We start from the raw sequence: 18417 nt of genomic DNA on the forward strand, positions 1-18417 counted from the left end.
GAAGCGCGTGACTCGCCCGCACATCGGGCACGGGCTGGTCGATCCATCTGCCCCGCTCGGTGCGACTTTGTGCAAAAAAAAGGCCCGCCTGAAAACGGCGGGCTGAAGCCACGGAAGATAACGCGCCATTCAAGGCGCGCTTGAAGTATCGCGCTTTATTTTCATGTCGCAACAGTACGAAGGGCATCCTAACTATTCGTCGTCATGCCACGAACATGCGCGGCATGACGATTGCGAGTCATCGGGCAGCGCGAAGCGCGATTGCTTCGCTCATCCGTTCACATCGATCCGGGAGACACCATGGCTCAACCGACCGAACACCTGCTCGACTGGCTTCGCGACGCGCACGCGATGGAACAGCAAGCCGAGCAAATGCTGCGCGCGCAGTCCGGGCGCCTCGAGCACTATCCGCAACTGAAGGCGCGTATCGATCAGCATCTGGAAGAAACGCTGGACCAGCAGAAGATCGTCGCCGCGTGCATCGAGCGGCTCGGCGGCAGCACATCGACGGTCAAGGATCTTGCCGCCAAGATGATGGCCTTCGCGCAAGCGGCGGGCGGCATGACGATGACCGACGAAGTCGTGAAAGGCGCCATCATGAGCTATGTGTTCGAGAACATGGAGATCGCGTCCTACACCTCGCTGATTGCGGCAGCGACGCGCTGCGGCGATGCCGAAACCCGGGCCGCGTGCGAACGGATCCTGCCTCAGGAGCAGGCAATGGCGCAATGGCTGCTCGAACACATCCCTTCCATCTCGACCGAATATCTCGACCGCTCGGCATCCGGTCAGGAAGCGAAGAAATAAGCCTTGCAGAAGGCTTCGACATGTTCGTTCATCCAGTCGTCATACCTAGCCGGAACACACCATGAGCCAGTATCCCGCGACCGACAACCAGCAAGCGAAGGGCCACTCGCTTGCCCGTGGACTCGCATTCTTCAGTCTCGCATTGGGAACCGCCCAACTGCTTGCGCCCCGTACCGTCGCACGCATGTCCGGCCTGCGCGTCAGCCCTGGCCTCGTCAGGCTGTATGGGCTGAGAGAGATTGCCTGCGGCATCGGCATACTTTCGTCGCGCGATCCGTCTCCGTATCTGATGGCGCGCATCGGCGGCGACGCGCTCGATCTGATGACCGTGGCGACGGCGCCACGCGAACGCCGGCAAGGCGCGCACACGCGTGCGCTCGGCGCCTTGCTCAACGTCGCGGGCGTCACCGCGCTCGATGCGCGCGCGGTGACTTCGCTGTCCGATGACCGGGCGCGGCAGCGCAGCGAACGCTCGGAGCATTACGCCCAGCTTTATCTTGACCGCACGGGCTTTCCGCGTCCGGCGGACGAGATGCGCGGCGCAGCGCGAAGCGATGGCAACGGCGCCTGAGTGCGGAGTCGGCAATGCATGCGCTCGTCACGCTGATGGAATAACGCTTGCTCGATCTCACTACCTTCAGCCAATCGAGCGATCACGATGACCCACTTCTTCATGCCTGCATCGCAGTACACAGCGCGTCTGCCGCTGCTTCAATGGTTGTCGGCTCCCGACGAGGATGCCGACGACGATCTCGACGACGTCCTCGACGAAACCGGCGAGATCACCAACCGCAGCAATGGCAAGAGCGGCACCGATACCACGGCGGAACCCGATCCCAAGCCGGACAACCATCAGGCATCGACGAGGCAATCATGACCGACGAACAGACGCCGCAGCATATCGAAGGGCAGCCGGTGCCGGGACACACCGAGAACATCCCGGCGAACCCGAAGGAGCCGGCGCCGCGCGGCCCCAACGAGGATCGCGCGCCGGACGCCGGTCCCGCTACCAAGCCGGGAACACCGCCGGGCACGCAAAGCGAAGGCGACCGCCTGAAGTCACCCGACTGACATCGGCGCTGCCGGTCGAACGCAGCGCCATTTGACTCGATAAGTCCATGAGGAGCACGCCATGAACCGAACCATCACGATCAGGGCCATGTTGATCGCCGCAGTGACGGCGTCCGTCTGCTTGACGTCGGGCTGCAACCGCAATACGAGCGGCGGAGGCACCGCGGCAAGCGACAGCGCAGGGTCATCCGCGCCGGCTGCCGCCAGCTTCCCGGCGACCGCCGCCAGCGACGCACCCGCGGGTGCGAGCCAGTAAGCGAACAGGTACGACTGGCGAGGCGGCGTCGCGCCGCGCATTGCCAGATCGGCTTCGCCCGCGCCGGGGTTGACCGGCTTCGCCGTCGGTCGGATGCGGTGCGGGTAAGTCGTCGATTGCTGCGCAATTGAATCGGCATCCGAAACATTCACATCGCGAGAACGTCGCCGCCCGCTTCCAGTCGATTACCCGATACCCTATTCTCCCGGTGCCATCGACATATCGGGCGTACCCGCCGACGTCGAGCGCGCTTTGGCATCCGTCGAATTTACCTCTCTCGGCATGTCCCCCGGAACTCGATTCCAAGGGCTCGATACCGGCTCACTGTGATACGTCATGCCCGACGTGGCGGCACCGTGAGATCCGCCGCTGCCATTTCCACCGTTGCCATTTCCACCTGCAACTGCCGAGCTTGCAGCTAACAACGTCGCGATGGAAACCGACAACGCAAGGGTTCTACGGACATCGAGTTGGTGAAGCATGGGAGTTCTCCAATCTTGTTCAGATTCAAGTAAGTTTTACGGCGTCGGCCACAAATCTAGCGACGTATCAGTCAATACGAACGCTCGCCAAACACAGACGCACGGCTTCAAGAAAATCGTGCGAGCAAAAAAAGATTCCATGACGCCGTATCTATCCGGCCCTTAAACACGTCGACGACCGCCGCGCCAACGGTAAGTTTGACGTCGTACGAACATCTGAATAGACTTCGCCTTCGCGCCCCGCCCCGAAGTCCCATGATTGCCCATCAGGAAACATCTGTCCCGGACAGCACTGCGCTCGATATCCCCGTTCCGCCACGCGACTTTGGCGTGACCCGGCGCATGCTGCTCGCCGTGCTTGCAGCATCAATCATCACACCATTGCTTTTTCTCGCCACGTACGGTTATTTCGGTTTTCAAACCAGAATCGCGGATTCGACTGAAGGAATCGACAGACTCTCGCGAGTTGCCGAGGAGCAGGCCGTAAAAGTCCTCGACGTGAATCAGGAGGTATCGCTTCGAATAATGGCCTTTCTCGGTGACGACGGGGATGTCCCACTTCGCGCGCGACAGCAATCTGTTCATCGCTTTCTGAGGCAAACCGCCGAGCGGGTGCCATCGGTTTTCTCGATTGCTGTCTTTGGCCGGAAAGGAAATTTGCTTGCCAGCAGCAGCACCTATCCGGTCGGCCTTCAATCGATTGGAGACCGCTCGGATATCTGGTCTGCACGCCATGCCGCTTCTGCGGCAGTTGGCATGCTGCGGCCCGAACAAATATCCGACCCGGCTCGGGACGTTTTCGATGTGACGTTCCCTCGATACGACTCGAGTGGCCAGTATCTCGGTGTCTTGGCCATATCCCTTCGACGCGATTATTTCTCGTCGTTCTACGACCGGCTGACCGCACATGACCGGGCTTTGACGGTCGGGCTTTTCCGAAGCGACGGTACTACGCTCGTTCGATTTCCCGAGCCAAAAGCGCGACGCGCACCGACAAGCAGTCAACCCTTGCTGGAAGCTATTCAGGCTAATCGGCAAAGCGGACGTCTCAGGGGTTTCTCGACGCTCGACGGCGTCGAGAAGCTCCTGGTGTATCGAGAGGTCGGCTCATACCCGCTTTACGTGACCTCCGGAATCCCTGTCTCGACGGTTACATACAGATGGTTGCGACACGACGGTCTTATCGCCATCGCGACGCTGGTTCCATGCGTAGGCATCTGGTTTCTGGTCGTGTTCAGTTTGAGCCGTCTGAAACGTGAACGAACGGCGTGGGACAGATGGAAAGCCGAGTTCGGGATGCGCGTTTCCGCGGAAGCAACAAGCCGTCAGATGAAGCGTATGGGCGCACTCGGCAATCTCGTGGCAAACGTCGCGCATGACTTCAACAATCTCCTCATGGTGGTCAAGGCGAACATGGAACTGGCCCGTCGCAAGCACTTCAACGGACTGGAGAAAGAAGTCATCGCAGTGGAACGGGCTTCCGCTTCGGCGGAGGTCCTGGCAAGGCGGCTACTCAGCGTCGCTCGCAAGCAGCCGCTGCGTGAGGAGTTCGTGGATGTCAAAGATTGGCTCGAACGGGAAGCCTCTCTGATTCAGATGTCGCTCAATGAGCGCATCCGCTTTCACATCAGGTCTTCTGACGAAATCTGGCCAATCTACGTTGACCAAACCGAACTTCAATCGGCGCTGATAAACCTTGCGGTGAATGCCAGGGATGCAATGCCCGGCGGCGGCGACTTTACCATTCGCACCAGGAACATCACGCTCGATACTTCGAAAGGAAGCCTGAAGCCCGGTGACTATGTTGTCATCGCTTGTTCCGATACCGGCGTCGGCATGCCGGCATCAGTGATGCAACGCGCATTCGAGCCGCTTTTTACGACCAAAGCCGCGAACGCTGGCACGGGGCTCGGCCTTGCGCAGGTCATCGCAATGTGCGAGCAGGCGCGCGGAACAGCACGCATCGAGAGCGAGGAAGGTAAAGGAACGACCGTGTCGCTCATTCTTCCCCGTGGCTCCGGGCAGGCCGAAGCCAAAGCCAAAGCGACGACCGTGTCTCCCTCACCACCCGTCACGGTGACGGAGGCGACCAAGGGTTCCATTTTGCTGGTCGAAGACAACGAGGAAGTGGCCGCGGGACTTTCGGCCGTACTGGAGGTGTTCGGCTGGCAATCCCGACACGAACTCACCGGAGATGCAGCGCTAGGTCTGCTGGAGGACGGCGCGAAGTTCGATCTCATTCTCTCCGACATTCAAATGCCTGGGCTCAACAACGGAATCGATGTTGCGGAAAAAGTGCGGCGGAAATGGCCGAAGCAGGCTATTGCGCTGATGACCGGCTATGCCGATGAGTTCGAACGAGCAAAAAACGCCGGTGTAACGATTCTTTCCAAGCCCTTCAACATCGACGACCTTCAGGCTTTGCTGCAGAGCGTAGCACCCGCGATCAGGTGATTCGTCACTCTCGCCCATCGCCGCCAACGCGATGAACATCGTCGCTGCCGCAGCAAATGGAAGCGGAGTCATCCGCTTCGCCGACTTAAGCCGTCACCGCCGTGCGCTGACGACTGACAAGCTGATTGTCCTTGCCTTCGACGAGGCGAGTCAGCGCGATATCGAACTGAATTTCCTTGTAAGCGTCCGCCTTTAGACCGAGCGCAAAGCCGCCCTTCTTTTCGACGACATGAGGAATCAATTCCTCGCGCGTGGCATACGCGAAGTCATCCCAAATGAGCGGATCGCCCTCGATGTTGATCTGCGTGGTCAGCTTGCGGAAGTTATCGCTCGTCACGAAGAAATGAACGTGTGCAGGACGATTGCCATGCCGTGCAAGCGCGTTCAGCAATTCTTGCGTCGAACCGTGAGGCGGGCATCCATAGCCTACGGGCATGAGCGTGCGGAACTCGTACTTGCCGTCTTGTCCTGTTCTCACCGCGCCACGCAAGTTGAAGTCACTCTGTGCGCCGGTCGGATCGAAATGCGAGTAGAAGCCTTTCGAGTTTGCATGCCAGCACTCCACGACGGCATCCGCGACAGGCTTGCCGTCGGGACCGGTTACGGTGCCGCGAATGACAAGCGGCCCGGCGTCATCGTCCGGATTGAGGTCGATCTTCGCCACACCATCGCGCAACGGTGCGCCCGCCACATACAGCGGACCTTCGATGGTACGCGGTGTGCCGCCGTGAATGTCCGCGTGACGGTCCTGCGCATCCATGCGAATGTCGAGAAACTTCTCGAGACCGAGACCCGCCGCGAGCAAGGCCGCTTCCCCGTCGCGACCGAGCCGGTTGAAGTAGTTCACGCCTGCCCAGATTTCATCGGGCGTCATATCGAGGTCGTCGATGGCCTTGAACAGGTCGCTTAGCAGCCGATGCGTGATCTGCTTCGCACGTGCATTGCCGTTATCGCTGCCGAGATTGGCGGCGGCCGAAAGCAGGCCCTGAACTTCCTTCGTATCGAATACTTTGACGCTCACGATGTTGTCTCCATAGGTATGGGGGGTACGACACAGGTCTTCCGTTCCGCGGTACGACGCGCGGACTCACGCTTCGTCTCGACGACAAATTAGGCCGCACCCGCATATCCGTCAAATAGATCAAATGTGGTTGATGCCATCCGTGAAATGGATGACATCCCGGCGCGAATGTCGGCTGGCTTCAAAACTTGTGGCGGATGCCCACGCGGACCGTGCTTTGACGATCGCTCGTCGACGGCGTGAGGTTGTTGATCGCCGCAACCGCCGCTGTGCCGGTGGAATCGATGCCGGATGCCTTCTGGTACACGCCGATCAGATAGACATCGGTGCGCTTAGACAGGAAGTAATCGGCGCCGAGCGCGCCTTGGTAATACTTGGCGCCGGGATTGTTGCCGGTGGCCGAATCGACGTCGCCGCCCTTCGTGTAGTCGAATGCCGCGCCGAGCAGGAGCGCCGGCGTGAGCTGATACCTGAAGTTGACTTCGACGTTATTGAAGTTCGCATTGCCGGAATAGCCGCGCGGATTGGGACCGGAGTTCGCGGTATCGCCGAGGTTCTTGAACTGCACGTTGGAATACGTTGCACCTACCGTGGCCGCGCCGAATGCATAAGCAGCGCCCGCCGCGACCACCTGATAGGTACGAGCCGATGCATAGCCGCTATAGACGGGCGAAGAGATGAAGTTCGCGCTCGCAGCGGGCGGCGTGCTTGCGCCGTTGTCGCCGAAGAAGCCGACGTTCGGATTGCGCGCGTTCAGGTAACCGACGCCCAACGTCAGCGGGCCGTTCGCATAGCCCGCACCGAGCGACCACAATTGGTTGCGCGAGACCGCACCCGCGACGCCGCCCAGACTGTAGACGCCGCCGAAGGTAACGCCGTAGTAAGCCTTACTGACGAACTTGATCGCGTTGTTCACGCGATACGCGTTGTTGAGGTTATCCAGATCGCCTGGATGCGCGCCGATATATCCCGCCCACTGGGTACCGGACTCGAACGGGCCCACATAATCCACGACCGAATCGTATTGCCGCCCGAGCAACACGGTGCCGTAAGCACTCGACAAGCCCACGTACGCCTGCCGGCCGAACATCAGACCTTGCGTGCTGCCGCGGTTCTTCTGCGCAAGCGAGCCGTTATTCAGGTCGAAGCCGTTCTCGAGTACGAACAGCGCAGCAAGCCCGCCGCCAAGCTCTTCCCTGCCCCTCAATCCCCAGCGGCTGGCCTGCATGACGCCGCTCGACAGGTTGTAGAGATTGTGGCCGCCGGCGTTCGATGTCCAGTTGAAGCCATCGTCGACGATGCCGTACAGCGTCACCGCGCTTTGTGCGTGCGCCGTGCCTGCAACTGCAAGCAGCGCCAGAGAAGTTCCCAAGGCGAGTTTCATACGTGCGTGTTCCATGCGAGTCGTTCTGTTGATTGACGCAATGAAGGCTCATTGCGGTGATGAATGCGATGCGCCACGCAGTCTGCGGCCGCTCGTTTCACGCGGCAAATAAGCCAAAAGCATGACCGGCGATAAGCGCGATCGATATGTCATGCGAGGCAAGGGCTATTCCGTACGACATGCAACGGCACATGCACCAGATTCATGTCGCGCATTTTTGTCTCGAATTTGACCGCGATTATCGAGGCTCATATCGTGGGCCCATCGCATCGCATCGATACGACTCGCACCGCTTCTTGAGCATCAGGGAAGCGGGAACCATCACCTCATGTCTTCCCCAACCATGAACCCTGAAGCTCTGAATTCCGACCTGAGCGCGCTCGCTCAAACCCGATCGGCTCGTCGCCCAAGCAACGTGCGCCGTGCAGTCACGACGGCAGTGCTCGGCCAGATCCTCGAGTGGTATGACTTCTTTCTGTACGGCACCGCCGCCGCGCTCGTCTTCGGCAAGCTGTTCTTTCCGGTCGGCACCGATCCGCTCACGGGCACCATCGCCGCATTCGGCGGCTTCACGGTCGGCTTCATCGCGCGACCCATCGGCGGCGTGCTATGCGGACATATCGGCGACCGTTACGGCCGCAAGGTCGTGATGATGCTGACCCTTCTCACGATGGGCACGGCCACGGTCCTGATGGGCGTTTTGCCGACCTATCAGCAGGTCGGCATTGCGGCGCCCGCGATGCTCGTTCTGTTGCGCATTCTTCAGGGACTGGCCGCCGGCGGCGAATGGAGCGGCAGTATCCTGCTGATCCACGAGAACGCGCCGCAATCGAAGCGCGGCGCGCTCGCGGCGTGGAGCCCGTGTGGCGCGGCACTCGGCTTCGTCCTGTCCACCGGTGCGTTCCTGCTGGTGCAGAACTTGCCGGCGGGCGACTTCCAGAGTTGGGGATGGCGCCTTCCGTTTCTCGCGAGCGCCGCACTCGTTCTTCTCGGCTTGTGGATGCGCCGCTCCGTCGGAGAAAGTGCCGCATTCGCCGAAGTCAAGGCGACGCGCCACGAAAGCCGGATGCCTGTCATCGAAGTGCTGCGCCAATGTCCGCGCGAAGTGCTGACCGTGTTCGGCCTGCGCTTCGGCGAGGGCGCGGCGTCCTACCTCTTCTTCGCATTTTCGATCGCCTACGGGCAGTTTCTGGGCATCAAGTCGAGTTGGGTTCTGAGCGGCCTGTGCATTTCAATGCTGCTGATGATCCCCGTTTCGCTCTTCTTCGGCTGGGTGACCGACAAGGTCGGACGCAAGCCGGTGTATCTCGCCGGCGCAATCGCCATCGTACTGGTCGCGTGGCCGTACTTCGCGCTGCTCGGCTCGGGCGAGTACTGGAAGGTGGTTGCGGCGCTCGTCCTCGCGAACAGCATCACGCTCGGCATTCTCGAAGGCGCGCAGCCCGCGTTCATCAGCGAGATGTTGCCGGTGCACCTGCGTTTCTCGGGACTCGGCATTGGCCGGGAAGTCTCTTCCGTACTCGGCGGCGGCCTCTCGCCGATGATCGCCACCGCGTTGCTCGCCCACTATCACAGCGCCGTGCCGGTCGCCATTTATCTGGGCGTACTGGGCCTGATCACCGTTGTCGCCACGCTGCTCGCACGCGAGACGTATCCCAAAGCGATGCGCGCCGCTGCACTCCGTCAGCCCGAATGACATCGACACACATCGACCGAGAGGTATCACCTATGCAAGCCCTTCGAAGCGAAGCCATCATCGATTCGCAAAACGACTATCCCGAGTACGCCGGACCGCTGCACCTCGATACGCTGATCGAGGAAGTCGAGCGCCGCCGCGACGAGTTCGACGCCCTGTCCCACGTGCCGCGCGATATGGTCGGCAAGATGAAGCGCGCGGGGATTTTCCGCGCGAGCACGCCCAAACGTTTCGGCGGCGATGCGCTGCCGCCCGCGCGCTTCCTCGAGATGCTCGAACGTATCGCGATCGCGGACGGATCGGCCGCCTGGGTCGCGGCGTTCGGCTCCGCGAACACGTACCTGGCTTCACTGCCTGTGGAGACCCAGGCGCGAATCTATGCGGCCGGTCCCGATCAGGTCTTCGCGGGCGGCTTGTATCCGCTGCAAAAGGCCGAGCGCGCGCCCGGCGGATTCCTCGTGTCGGGACAGTGGCGCTTTGCGAGCGGCTGCAAGGGCGCGGACTGGATCGGCGTGGGAATCGGCGGGGCGCCGGCCGGCACCGACGACAAGAACGCCGGCAAGCCTTTTACTGCGGTTTTCCCGGCGAGCGAAGTGGAGATCGTCGATAACTGGAACGTGGTCGGCATGCAGGGCACGGGCAGCCATGATCTGCGCCTGAAGGACAAATACGTCGAGGAACAATGGACCTTCGTGCGCGGCGGCACGCCGCTGATCGATGAACCGCTGTACCGGTATCCCGCCGTCGCGTATCAGGCGCAGGTGCATGCGGCAGTGAACATCGGCCTGGCGCGCGCGGCGCTCGACCTGCTGGCGGGGATGTCCGGCGTGACGAAAACCACGACCGGTGCGCCGCGTCTCGCCGATCGCGCCTACTATCGTTCCGGGCTCGCGCAGGCGGAAGCACAACTGCGCAGCGCGCGGGCGTTCTTCTTCGAGTGCGCGGAAGCATCGTGGCGCACGGTGCTCGCGGGCGACCCGGTGTTGCCTGCCGAAGCAAACTTGCTGCGTCTGTCGGCGACGCACGCGGCCCACACCTGCGCCGATATCGTGATGCAGGCGTACAAGATGGCGGGCATCGGCGCGATCTATCGCGAGAACCGGATGCAGCGTCTGGTACGCGATTCGATCGTCGTCACGCAACACGCCTTTCTCGGCGAAGGCAATTACGACGCATCGGGCGCGATCTTCGTCGGCATTCCGCCCGTTACGCCGTATCCCTGAACCCGCGAATCCTGAAAGGACATCTGCCATGACACACGATCAAGCGCGCACACAGTTTCGCAACGCGATGGCCTCGCTCGGCGCCGCCGTCAACGTCATTACCACCGACGGCCCGCACGGACGCTGCGGTATCACGGCAAGCGCCGTGTGCTCCGTGACCGATACGCCACCCACGATGCTCGTCTGCATCAATCAGTCGAGTTACGTTCACGATGTGTTGCTCGCTAACGGCCGGGCGTGCATCAACGTGCTGGGCGCGCACGCGCAGGAACTGGCGCGCGCGTTCGCGGGCATGGACGGAGGCTCGATGGACGAACGCTTTGCGCGCTGCGGTTCGCGGCCTGGCGCATTGCAACTTCCCGTGCTCGACGATGCAATCGCGAGTCTCGAAGGCCGTATCGTCGACAGCAAGCAGGTCGGTTCGCATTCAGTGCTTTTCGTACAGGTAGAACACATCGGCTCGCGCGAAGACGGCGATGGGCTTGTGTACTTCGGCCGGCAGTTTCATCGGCTCGCGCGCGCGGCTGCTTCCTGCGAGGCGGCGTAAGTATGCAAATCTGCCTGTTTCTGATCGATGCGGGCGGGCAGCGCCCGCTGGTCGATATTGCGCCATTGCAGCGCATCGACGGCTTACGCAGTCTGGTCGTGCACGAGCCGATGGCGCAACACGTCGATCCGCGCATTCCGCCCGCGGCCGATGCGCCATCGTGCGTGCTTCAACTGTATTTCGATGAACTCGCCGCGCTCGAAGCTGCCGCGAGACTCGATGGCCCGATCCATCGCGCGCTTCGAGAACCTTTGATCGCCGGGCGCTTCATGCAGCAAGTCATGGCCGTGCGCGCGCTGGCCTCGCACGCGCCATCCACCCAAGCGCGCATTCAGCGCTGCACCTATCTCGTCGCGTACGAAGGGCCGGCCGAGGACTTCGACACATGGCTCGCGCATTACCTGCGGCATCACGCGCCGTTGATGTCCACCTTGCCGCGATTGCGCGAGCTGGAGATCTACACGCGCATCGATTGCACCATCGGCCTGCCTTGCACGCGCGCGAATGCGATGCAGCGCAACAAGGTCGTCTTCGACGATGCGTCCGCGCTCGCCGACGCACTCGCCTCGCCGGTGCGCGAATCGATGCGGCGCGATTTCCATACCTTGCCGCCCTATCGCGGAGCCACGCCGCATTTTGCAATGCACAGCACATACGGTAATCTCGCCACACATTGATGGCCGCATGGCGCGACCAGCGCTCGTTCGTGAGTCAACCGTGTATGACGAAGCTCAACTCCGGTATCGCCGATCTCAATCTGCTGCGCGTGTTCCTCGCCATCTGGGATTTGCGCAGCCTGACCGCCGCCGGCGAACGTCTCGAACTGACGCAGCCCGCGGTCAGTCATGCGCTACGGCGCTTGCGCACGATCTTCGGTGATCCGCTTTTCGTGCGCACGCCCGCCGGCATGGTGCCGACCGATGCCGCGCATCGGCTGTATCCGCCGCTCGCGCAGGCGTTGTCGATCATCAACGAGGCGGTCCAGCAACTCGCCAGCTTCGATCCCGCGACCGCCCGGCGCGTGTTTCGCATTTCGATGTCGGACATGTCGGAATTCTTTTTTCTGCCGCCGCTCGTCGCGCTGCTCGACCGCGAGGCGCGCGGCATTCGAATCGAAGCGGTCAATGTTCCGGTGGAATCCGTAAGCAGCGCCATGCGCGCCGGAGAAATCGATCTTGCGCTCGGCTATGTGCCGGGTCTCGACGCGGGATGCGTGAGCGAGACGCTATTCGTCGACGAGCATGTATGCGTCGTGCGCGCCAATCATCCGTTACGCAAGTCGCGGCCGACACGCGACGACCTGACCGCCTTGCGCTACGTCTACGCGAGCACCAACGCGACGGGCCATCGCATGGTCGAGCAATGGCTCGACGAGCTGAATTTCAAGCGCGATGTCGCGGTCCGGCTGCCGCATTTCGTCGTGGCGCCCGAAATCGTGATGAACACGGACCTTGCCGTGCTCTTCCCCAAGAGCATCGCGCTGCGCTTCAATCGTAGTAAGGCCTTTCGCATTCTGCCATTGCCTTTTGCGCTGCCGCCCATCGAGATTCAGGTGCACTCGCACACGCAATTCACGAGCGATCCGGGCGTAGCGTGGCTGCGCAATACGATCCATTCGATGTTTCGCCAGCCCGACGCGTGACGCTCATTTGCTGGGCTGATATCACGCGTTCTTTTCGGCGAATTTGACCGGGGTGAGTGTCGCCACGACACTGTTTGTCATGCGAAGCCTCAAGGAGGCTGCAGCCCTTCTCATTCAATGCGAGCAGACATGGCAACAGTTCATACCTCGACCGCCGAAACCAGCGCGGCAATGCCGGATCGCACGCTCAGACGTATCGTCATTGCGTCCGTCGCGGGCAACGCGATGGAGTGGTACGACTTCTTCGTGTACGGAACGGCGGCCGCACTCGTGTTCGGCAGTTTGTTTTTTCCGGCCAATGCGGACCCGCTGATCGGCACGCTCGGCGCGTTCGCGGCATTCGCGATGGGCTTCGTCGCACGGCCGCTCGGCGGTATCGTGTTCGGCCATATAGGCGACCGTTATGGACGGCGCGCGTCGCTCGTCTGGACATTGCTCATCATGGGCTTCGCGACGTTCGGCATCGGCCTGTTGCCGACTTACGATCACGTCGGTCTGTGGGCGCCTGTTGCGCTCGTCGCACTTCGCCTGCTGCAAGGCATCGCGTCCGGCGGCGAATGGGGCGGCGGCGTGCTGATGATCAGCGAGAACGCGCCGCCTGAAAGGCGCGGCTATTACGCGGCGTGGAGTCAGCTCGGCGTCGGCGGCGGTTTCGTTCTTTCCTCGGCGGCGTTTCTCGCGGTGCAGGCCTTGCCGCACGATCAGTTCATCTCGTGGGGATGGCGCCTGCCGTTTCTCGCGAGCATCGTGATCTTCGCGCTCGGCGTCTACATTCGTCATAGCCTGCCTGAGAGTCGCGACTTCGAGAACGCGGAAGAAGCGGGCAAGACGTCGCATATGCCGGTGCTCGAAGCGATCAAGCGTCATCCGAAGGAAATACTGATGGCGATCGGCCTGCGCGTCGCGGAGAACGGCGGCGCGTACATCTTTCTCGCGTTTTCGCTGGTGTACGGCAAGTTCATCGGCATTCCGAATTCGACGATGCTCACCGGCGTCATGCTCGCGATGGTCGTCGAAATGATCGCGATGCTGCTGTGGGGCAAGCTCTCCGATCGCATCGGACGCAAGCCCGTGTATATGATCGGCGCCGCATCGCTCGCGGCGATGGCCTTCCCGTTCTTCTGGCTGCTGGACACGCATTCGACACCGCTCATCTGGCTTGCGCTGGTGCTTGGCACGGCCGTCTGTCACGGCGCGATGATCGGCACCTTGCCTGCGCTCGTCGGCGAATTGTTCAGCACGGAAGTGCGCTACTCGGGCGTTGCGCTCGGGCATGAAGTGGCTTCGATTTTCGCTGGCGGTCTGTCGCCGCTCCTCGCGACCGCGTTGCTTTCGCACTATCACGCGTCCTGGCCCGTCGCGGTGTTTCTCATCGCGCTCAGTCTCGTGACGGTCGTCACGCTGCGCTTCACGCACGAAACGCGTCATCAGTCACATTGATGCGATACACGATTTTTAGCCTATTTTTCTTATTCGGCGTGCGGCTCTAAGATCGATGCATGGTTGTGGGAAACACATCGAAAGGAAGGCGATCATGCAAGCTCAAACCGTGAAAGTCCGAGTCGACGCGTTGCGCGAGGAAGCGCACGGCGTGCGCTCGTTCAGCGTCTCGCGAATCGACGGCGCGCCCTTCGAACCCTATGAGCCCGGCGCGCATATCGATGTGACCGGCCCCTCGGGTGTCACGCGTCAATACTCGCTCTGCGGCGATCCGGCATGTCTCCGGACGCAGATCTTCGCGGTCAAGAAGGAAGCGCAATCGCGCGGCGGTTCACGCTCGCTTCACGAGGAAGTGACCGTGGGCTCCGAGCTTTCCGTCGGCGCGCCGCGCAATCTGTTCCAGCTTCACGCGGCCGCAAGCGAGCACATTCTGATCGGCGCGGGCATCGGCATCACGCCCTTGCTGTCGATGGCTTATCGGCTCGTCGCGAGCAATGCGCGCTTCACGCTGCATTACTTCGCGCGCAGCGAGGCGCATGCGGCATTCATGACCTTGCTGACGCGTGCCCCGTTCAACGCGTACGTGAAGCTGCATTTCGGCGTCGAGCGGCACGAGCAGCGCGACAAGCTCGACGAATGTATCCGCGATGCCGGTCCGAACGCACATGTCTACACATGCGGGCCGAGCGCCTTCATGGATGCCGTGGTCGAGACGGCGCAAGCTCGCCTGCCCGCGGATGCGATCCATCTGGAGCGCTTCAAAGCCGAGCCGATTGCCACGGCCGAAGCCTCGTTGGACAGCTTCGAGGTGCAACTCGCAAGCAGCGGACAAACGGTTCGCGTGGACAAGAGCACGTCGATCGTCGATGCGCTCGCCTCCATCGGCATAGAAGTCGATACCTCGTGCGGCGAAGGCGTTTGCGGTACGTGCATGGTGGATGTCGTGAGCGGCGAGCCCGAGCATCGCGATCACTGTTTGAGCAAAGCGGAACGCGCGAGCAACAGCGTGATTTGCTGCTGCGTGTCGCGTTCCCGTTCGCCCGTGCTGGTGCTCGATCTCTGAGCGAAATCACATCGTCTTGAAGCTCGCGAGGGTGTCGGTCATCAGGGCGCGCATCCACGCGTTGCCTTCGTCGTCGTGAAAGTGTTCGTGCCAGTGCATCGTCACGGCCACTCTCGGCAACGGTACAGGCAGCGCGTAAATGTTGAACGCCTCGCCTCTGTTGAGGATATGCGCGAGCTTTTCCGGCAGCGTGGCGAACAGATCCGTTGCAGCCAGCACGCCGGGCACCGCCACGAAATGCGGCAACGCCAGCGCGATATTGCGTCCGACGCCTCGTCCGCGCAGCGCATCGTCGAGCGCGTCATGGCTGTGTTCGAGCGAGCGAACCTGAACGTGCGACGCGGCAAGGAACTGCGCGAGTTTCAGCTTCGTGCCTTCGGGCAGATCGTCGCGCTTGCGGGTCATGCATACATACGATTCCTCGAAGAGCACGCAATGGCGCGTGCGCGGCAATAGCGACGGCAAGTTGCCGATCGCGAAATCCAGCCGGCTCGCGCGCAACGCTTCTTCGATTTCTTCGACCGGCAACGGCTCGACCACCAGCTTCGCGCGCGGCGCGGCATCGTGCAACGCGGCGCAGATCGCCGGCAGATACGCCATCTCCCCCGCATCCGAGAGCGACAGGCGAAAGGTACGCGTGCTCGTCGCCGGATCGAAACGCTCGGCGTAACGCAACGCCTGCCGCACGGTGTCGAGCGCGCGCCCGACGATCTCGGCCAATTCCAGCGCGACGGGCGTGGGCTGCATGCCCGTGCGCGTGCGGATGAATAGCGCGTCGTCGAACAAGGTGCGTAATCGCCCGAGCGAATAGCTGACCGCCGGTTGAGAGAGCGCGAGACGCTCGCCTGCGCGCGTCAGGCTGCGCTCTTCCACGATAGCCTGGAAAACGCGCAGCAGATTCAGATCGATATGGTCGATGGATGTCATGACGGGCCGTCCGAGATATAGGCCGCACTGATTGAACGACCTGTTTTTAATCGATTTGACGCATGATCCTCGAAAAGCGAGACTGATGTCAACGAGAGGATTTGCCGAGCGCCCAGCCAAGCTCGCGTCAGTCGTTCGATCAGCCACTCAACTTCTCCGAGGAATACGATGAGTACGCCGACCTATCAGACCATCGACACCAGCGCGCTCGCCAGGCGCGCGGAGTCCGATCGCATTGCGCCTTCGCTTTACTACGATCCGGAGTTGTTCGAGGCCGAACTCGAACGCATCTTCTACAAGACGTGGGTGTGGGTTGCGCATGACAGCGAGTTGCCGAAGCCCGGCGACTTCGTGACGACGACCATCGGCCGTCAGCCGGTCATCGTCGTGCGCGACAAGACCGGAACCGTGAACGTGTTGCAGAACCGTTGCCGTCATCGGGGCGCGACCGTCTGCGAAGAGCACAAGGGCAACGCCAAGGGTTTCACATGCCCGTATCACAGCTGGTCCTATGCGCTCGACGGCACGCTGCGCGCCCTGCCCTACGGCGATGGTTATGAAGGCGTGTGCGAGAAAGGCGATCTGCCGCTCAAGAAGCTGCGCGTGGGCGTTTATCAAGGGCTGATTTTCGCGAGCTTCGATGAATCGATCGAACCGCTCGAGGACTTCCTCGGCGGCGCCAAACCGTGGATCGATCTTTTCATGAAGCAGGGCGCGGGCTACCCCATCAAGGCGAATGGCGAGCACAAGTTCAGGTTCAAGGGCAACTGGAAGATCCAGCTCGAGAACACGACGGACCTGTATCACTTTCCCGTCGTCCATAAGTCATGGATGAAGTCCATCGACGATGAAACGGCCGCCGTCATCACGAGCTTCATGACGAGCGACAAGGCGTTCTGCCGATCGCTCGACAATGGTCACAGCCTTGCCGTGCTGATGCCGGAATTCGTCGATCTCGATCAGGACGACGGCGCGCCGCTGCCCGAACGTTTCAATGAACTCGCCGCGCAACTCGCAGAGAAACACACGCCCGAAGAAGTGCGCCGCATCGTGCGTTCGCTGATGGGCGTCGGCTTCAACCTCAATCTGTTTCCGAACCTCGCGCTTTCGATGGCGTTCTTCCGCGTGCTGCGCCCGATTTCCGCGGTGGAAACGGAAATCCGCCATGTCGCGCTGGGAATGGACGGCGGCCCCGAGGAAGCCAATCGCGCGCGCTTGCGCATGCACGAGCACTTCCAGGGCCCGTTGGGCTTCGGCAGCCCTGACGACGCCGAAGCGTGGGAGCGCGTGCAGCGCGGCTCATACGCCGGCCCTGACGTACCTATCCTCGTGAACCGCGGCCTCAACCGCGAAACGACCGCACCGAACGGTGAGAAGACCGCGCATTCGACCGACGAAACCGGCATGCGCGAAGCCTACAGACAATGGCGCGCGATGATGGAGCAAGCATGATGGACGAACGCAACGCACTCTTCACGGACCAGACCTTGGCGCGCGCGATCGCATTCATCTGGCGGGAAGCGGAACTGCTCGACCGCCGGGACTATCGCGCCTGGCTGGATATGTGGGACCCGAAAGGCCATTACGTCGTGCCGATCGATCCGCGGACGACCGACTACGCGTCCACGCTCAACTACGCATACGATGACCATCACATGCGCGAGTTGCGCGTGCAGCGTATGACGTCCGGCTTTTCGGCGTCGGCCTCCGATGCGGCGCGCACGGTACGCACGGTGTCGCGCTTCACGCTCTCTGGCGACAGCGCGGACCTCGTCGAGGTCAAGTCCTCGCAGATCGTGATTGCCTACAAGCGCGGTCTGTCCACGATCTTTGCTGCCGACCTGACGCACAAGATCGATATGTCGAGCGGCGAGCCGCGTCTGTCGGAGAAGGTGATCCGCCTGATCGACTCGACCGAGGCGCTGAGCGCCATCGGCTTTCTGCTTTGAAGTCATGCGCGCGTCGTGTCGATGTCGGTCGTCCGTCATTGCCTTCAGCGATGCGCGCGCTATCCAATTCGCTACGTTCATGCCAACACTCGAAGTCTATTTGCCTCAAGGTCACGCCGACGAACGCAAGGCATCGCTCATTCAAGGGCTCACGCAAGCGACCGTCGACGCGATCGGTGCGCCGGCCGAATCCGTGCGCATTCTGCTGTCGGAGTTGCCCGCATCCGACAGCGGCCTCGGCGGCAAAGTCAGCGCGGCGGGATTGCCCGTCATCATCGCGATCCTGATTGCTGGCCGCACGCAGACGCAGAAAGAAGCGCTGATCGCGCATCTGTCGGAGACCGGCGCTTCCGTGCTGAATGTGCCCTTGCAGTCCACGCGCGTGATGATCAAAGACATCCCGAATACCGATTTCGGCCTGGGCGGAAAGACCGCTCGCGCCTTGGGCCGATAAG

At 61.7% G+C, this 18417-nt stretch carries 19 protein-coding genes; 15 read left to right on the forward strand and 4 right to left on the reverse strand.

Annotation, left to right across the window (positions count from 1 at the left end; genetic code table 11):
- Window positions 1–300: 300 nt before the first annotated feature.
- The 4 genes from NCS02_RS26140 to NCS02_RS26155 all read left to right on the forward strand — a co-directional run bounded on the left by NCS02_RS26140 (window position 301) and on the right by NCS02_RS26155 (window position 1878).
- Complete coding sequence (locus NCS02_RS26140; RefSeq protein WP_008346696.1) at window positions 301–807, forward strand: ferritin-like domain-containing protein; 507 nt, start codon at window positions 301–303, stop codon at window positions 805–807.
- 61 nt (window positions 808–868) lie between these two features.
- Window positions 869–1378: a hypothetical protein gene (locus NCS02_RS26145; protein ID WP_008346698.1), complete on the forward strand. Its 510-nt coding sequence runs from the start codon at window positions 869–871 to the stop codon at window positions 1376–1378.
- An 87-nt stretch (window positions 1379–1465) separates the two neighbouring features.
- On the forward strand, window positions 1466–1684 hold the full coding sequence (locus NCS02_RS26150; RefSeq protein WP_250456943.1) for a hypothetical protein: 219 nt from the start codon (window positions 1466–1468) through the stop codon (window positions 1682–1684).
- Window positions 1681–1878 carry a hypothetical protein gene (locus tag NCS02_RS26155; RefSeq protein WP_008346702.1) on the forward strand — a complete coding sequence of 66 codons (198 nt, stop codon included), beginning with the start codon at window positions 1681–1683 and terminating at the stop codon, window positions 1876–1878. Before NCS02_RS26150 ends, NCS02_RS26155 begins: the two co-directional genes overlap by 4 nt.
- Here the strand turns inward: NCS02_RS26155 and NCS02_RS26160 are convergent.
- Window positions 1867–2286 (reverse strand): hypothetical protein, encoded by a 420-nt coding sequence (locus NCS02_RS26160; protein WP_250437280.1) that lies wholly within the window; start codon window positions 2284–2286, stop codon window positions 1867–1869. The genes NCS02_RS26155 and NCS02_RS26160 overlap by 12 nt on opposite strands.
- A gap of 585 nt (window positions 2287–2871) precedes the next feature.
- Here NCS02_RS26160 and NCS02_RS26165 point away from each other — a divergent pair.
- Window positions 2872–5070, forward strand: coding sequence for a hybrid sensor histidine kinase/response regulator (locus tag NCS02_RS26165; protein WP_250456945.1), 2199 nt, complete (start codon window positions 2872–2874; stop codon window positions 5068–5070).
- Window positions 5071–5155: 85 nt separating this feature from the next.
- Here NCS02_RS26165 and catA read toward each other — a convergent pair whose 3' ends face one another.
- Together catA and NCS02_RS26175 are read right to left on the reverse strand one after the other, a co-directional pair.
- Window positions 5156–6091, reverse strand: a complete 936-nt coding sequence (gene catA / locus NCS02_RS26170; protein ID WP_175981631.1) for a catechol 1,2-dioxygenase — start codon at window positions 6089–6091, stop codon at window positions 5156–5158.
- A 181-nt stretch (window positions 6092–6272) separates the two neighbouring features.
- On the reverse strand, window positions 6273–7475 hold the full coding sequence (locus NCS02_RS26175; protein ID WP_008346709.1) for a porin: 1203 nt from the start codon (window positions 7473–7475) through the stop codon (window positions 6273–6275).
- Window positions 7476–7818: 343 nt separating this feature from the next.
- Between NCS02_RS26175 and NCS02_RS26180 the strand changes: the two genes are divergently transcribed.
- The 7 genes from NCS02_RS26180 to NCS02_RS26210 all read left to right on the forward strand — a co-directional run bounded on the left by NCS02_RS26180 (window position 7819) and on the right by NCS02_RS26210 (window position 15086).
- Window positions 7819–9171, forward strand: a complete 1353-nt coding sequence (locus NCS02_RS26180) for an MFS transporter (RefSeq protein WP_250520092.1) — start codon at window positions 7819–7821, stop codon at window positions 9169–9171.
- Window positions 9172–9203: 32 nt separating this feature from the next.
- Window positions 9204–10394, forward strand: a complete 1191-nt coding sequence (locus NCS02_RS26185) for an acyl-CoA dehydrogenase family protein (RefSeq protein WP_008346712.1) — start codon at window positions 9204–9206, stop codon at window positions 10392–10394.
- Window positions 10395–10422: 28 nt separating this feature from the next.
- Window positions 10423–10941, forward strand: a complete 519-nt coding sequence (locus tag NCS02_RS26190) for a flavin reductase (RefSeq protein WP_008346713.1) — start codon at window positions 10423–10425, stop codon at window positions 10939–10941.
- A gap of 2 nt (window positions 10942–10943) precedes the next feature.
- Complete coding sequence (locus NCS02_RS26195) at window positions 10944–11618, forward strand: ethyl tert-butyl ether degradation protein EthD (RefSeq protein WP_175981623.1); 675 nt, start codon at window positions 10944–10946, stop codon at window positions 11616–11618.
- 44 nt (window positions 11619–11662) lie between these two features.
- Window positions 11663–12583, forward strand: coding sequence for a LysR family transcriptional regulator (locus NCS02_RS26200; RefSeq protein ID WP_033535823.1), 921 nt, complete (start codon window positions 11663–11665; stop codon window positions 12581–12583).
- Between the two features lie 129 nt (window positions 12584–12712).
- Entirely contained in the window at window positions 12713–14023 is a 1311-nt protein-coding gene (locus NCS02_RS26205; protein WP_250479194.1) for an MFS transporter, read from the forward strand.
- A gap of 94 nt (window positions 14024–14117) precedes the next feature.
- The gene (locus NCS02_RS26210; RefSeq protein WP_250479195.1) at window positions 14118–15086 is read left to right on the forward strand and encodes a PDR/VanB family oxidoreductase; all 969 of its coding nucleotides are present in this window, start codon (window positions 14118–14120) and stop codon (window positions 15084–15086) included.
- A 6-nt stretch (window positions 15087–15092) separates the two neighbouring features.
- Here NCS02_RS26210 and NCS02_RS26215 read toward each other — a convergent pair whose 3' ends face one another.
- Complete coding sequence (locus NCS02_RS26215) at window positions 15093–16013, reverse strand: LysR family transcriptional regulator (RefSeq protein WP_008346723.1); 921 nt, start codon at window positions 16011–16013, stop codon at window positions 15093–15095.
- Between the two features lie 168 nt (window positions 16014–16181).
- On the opposite strand from NCS02_RS26215, the gene NCS02_RS26220 reads away from it, so the two are divergent.
- From NCS02_RS26220 to NCS02_RS26230, 3 genes are all read left to right on the forward strand, one after another.
- Window positions 16182–17465 carry an aromatic ring-hydroxylating oxygenase subunit alpha gene (locus NCS02_RS26220; protein WP_250479196.1) on the forward strand — a complete coding sequence of 428 codons (1284 nt, stop codon included), beginning with the start codon at window positions 16182–16184 and terminating at the stop codon, window positions 17463–17465.
- Window positions 17462–17962 (forward strand): aromatic-ring-hydroxylating dioxygenase subunit beta, encoded by a 501-nt coding sequence (locus NCS02_RS26225; RefSeq protein WP_008346726.1) that lies wholly within the window; start codon window positions 17462–17464, stop codon window positions 17960–17962. The genes NCS02_RS26220 and NCS02_RS26225 overlap by 4 nt, the downstream gene beginning before the upstream one ends.
- 79 nt (window positions 17963–18041) lie before the next feature.
- On the forward strand, window positions 18042–18416 hold the full coding sequence (locus NCS02_RS26230) for a tautomerase family protein (RefSeq protein ID WP_250479197.1): 375 nt from the start codon (window positions 18042–18044) through the stop codon (window positions 18414–18416).
- Window position 18417: the final 1 nt, after the last annotated feature.

It is taken from the genome of Caballeronia sp. NCF2 (assembly GCF_023631205.1).
Classification (GTDB): domain Bacteria; phylum Pseudomonadota; class Gammaproteobacteria; order Burkholderiales; family Burkholderiaceae; genus Caballeronia; species Caballeronia zhejiangensis.

Coding starts and splice junctions, on each gene's coding strand:
- NCS02_RS26140 (WP_008346696.1), top strand. CDS start 301: ATGGCTCAACCGACCGAACACCTGCTCGACTGGCTTCGCGACGCGCAC.
- NCS02_RS26145 (WP_008346698.1), top strand. CDS start 869: ATGAGCCAGTATCCCGCGACCGACAACCAGCAAGCGAAGGGCCACTCG.
- NCS02_RS26150 (WP_250456943.1), top strand. CDS start 1,466: ATGACCCACTTCTTCATGCCTGCATCGCAGTACACAGCGCGTCTGCCG.
- NCS02_RS26155 (WP_008346702.1), top strand. CDS start 1,681: ATGACCGACGAACAGACGCCGCAGCATATCGAAGGGCAGCCGGTGCCG.
- NCS02_RS26165 (WP_250456945.1), top strand. CDS start 2,872: ATGATTGCCCATCAGGAAACATCTGTCCCGGACAGCACTGCGCTCGAT.
- NCS02_RS26175 (WP_008346709.1), bottom strand. CDS start 7,475: ATGAAACTCGCCTTGGGAACTTCTCTGGCGCTGCTTGCAGTTGCAGGC.
- NCS02_RS26180 (WP_250520092.1), top strand. CDS start 7,819: ATGAACCCTGAAGCTCTGAATTCCGACCTGAGCGCGCTCGCTCAAACC.
- NCS02_RS26185 (WP_008346712.1), top strand. CDS start 9,204: ATGCAAGCCCTTCGAAGCGAAGCCATCATCGATTCGCAAAACGACTAT.
- NCS02_RS26190 (WP_008346713.1), top strand. CDS start 10,423: ATGACACACGATCAAGCGCGCACACAGTTTCGCAACGCGATGGCCTCG.
- NCS02_RS26195 (WP_175981623.1), top strand. CDS start 10,944: ATGCAAATCTGCCTGTTTCTGATCGATGCGGGCGGGCAGCGCCCGCTG.
- NCS02_RS26200 (WP_033535823.1), top strand. CDS start 11,663: ATGACGAAGCTCAACTCCGGTATCGCCGATCTCAATCTGCTGCGCGTG.
- NCS02_RS26205 (WP_250479194.1), top strand. CDS start 12,713: ATGGCAACAGTTCATACCTCGACCGCCGAAACCAGCGCGGCAATGCCG.
- NCS02_RS26210 (WP_250479195.1), top strand. CDS start 14,118: ATGCAAGCTCAAACCGTGAAAGTCCGAGTCGACGCGTTGCGCGAGGAA.
- NCS02_RS26215 (WP_008346723.1), bottom strand. CDS start 16,013: ATGACATCCATCGACCATATCGATCTGAATCTGCTGCGCGTTTTCCAG.
- NCS02_RS26220 (WP_250479196.1), top strand. CDS start 16,182: ATGAGTACGCCGACCTATCAGACCATCGACACCAGCGCGCTCGCCAGG.
- NCS02_RS26225 (WP_008346726.1), top strand. CDS start 17,462: ATGATGGACGAACGCAACGCACTCTTCACGGACCAGACCTTGGCGCGC.
- NCS02_RS26230 (WP_250479197.1), top strand. CDS start 18,042: ATGCCAACACTCGAAGTCTATTTGCCTCAAGGTCACGCCGACGAACGC.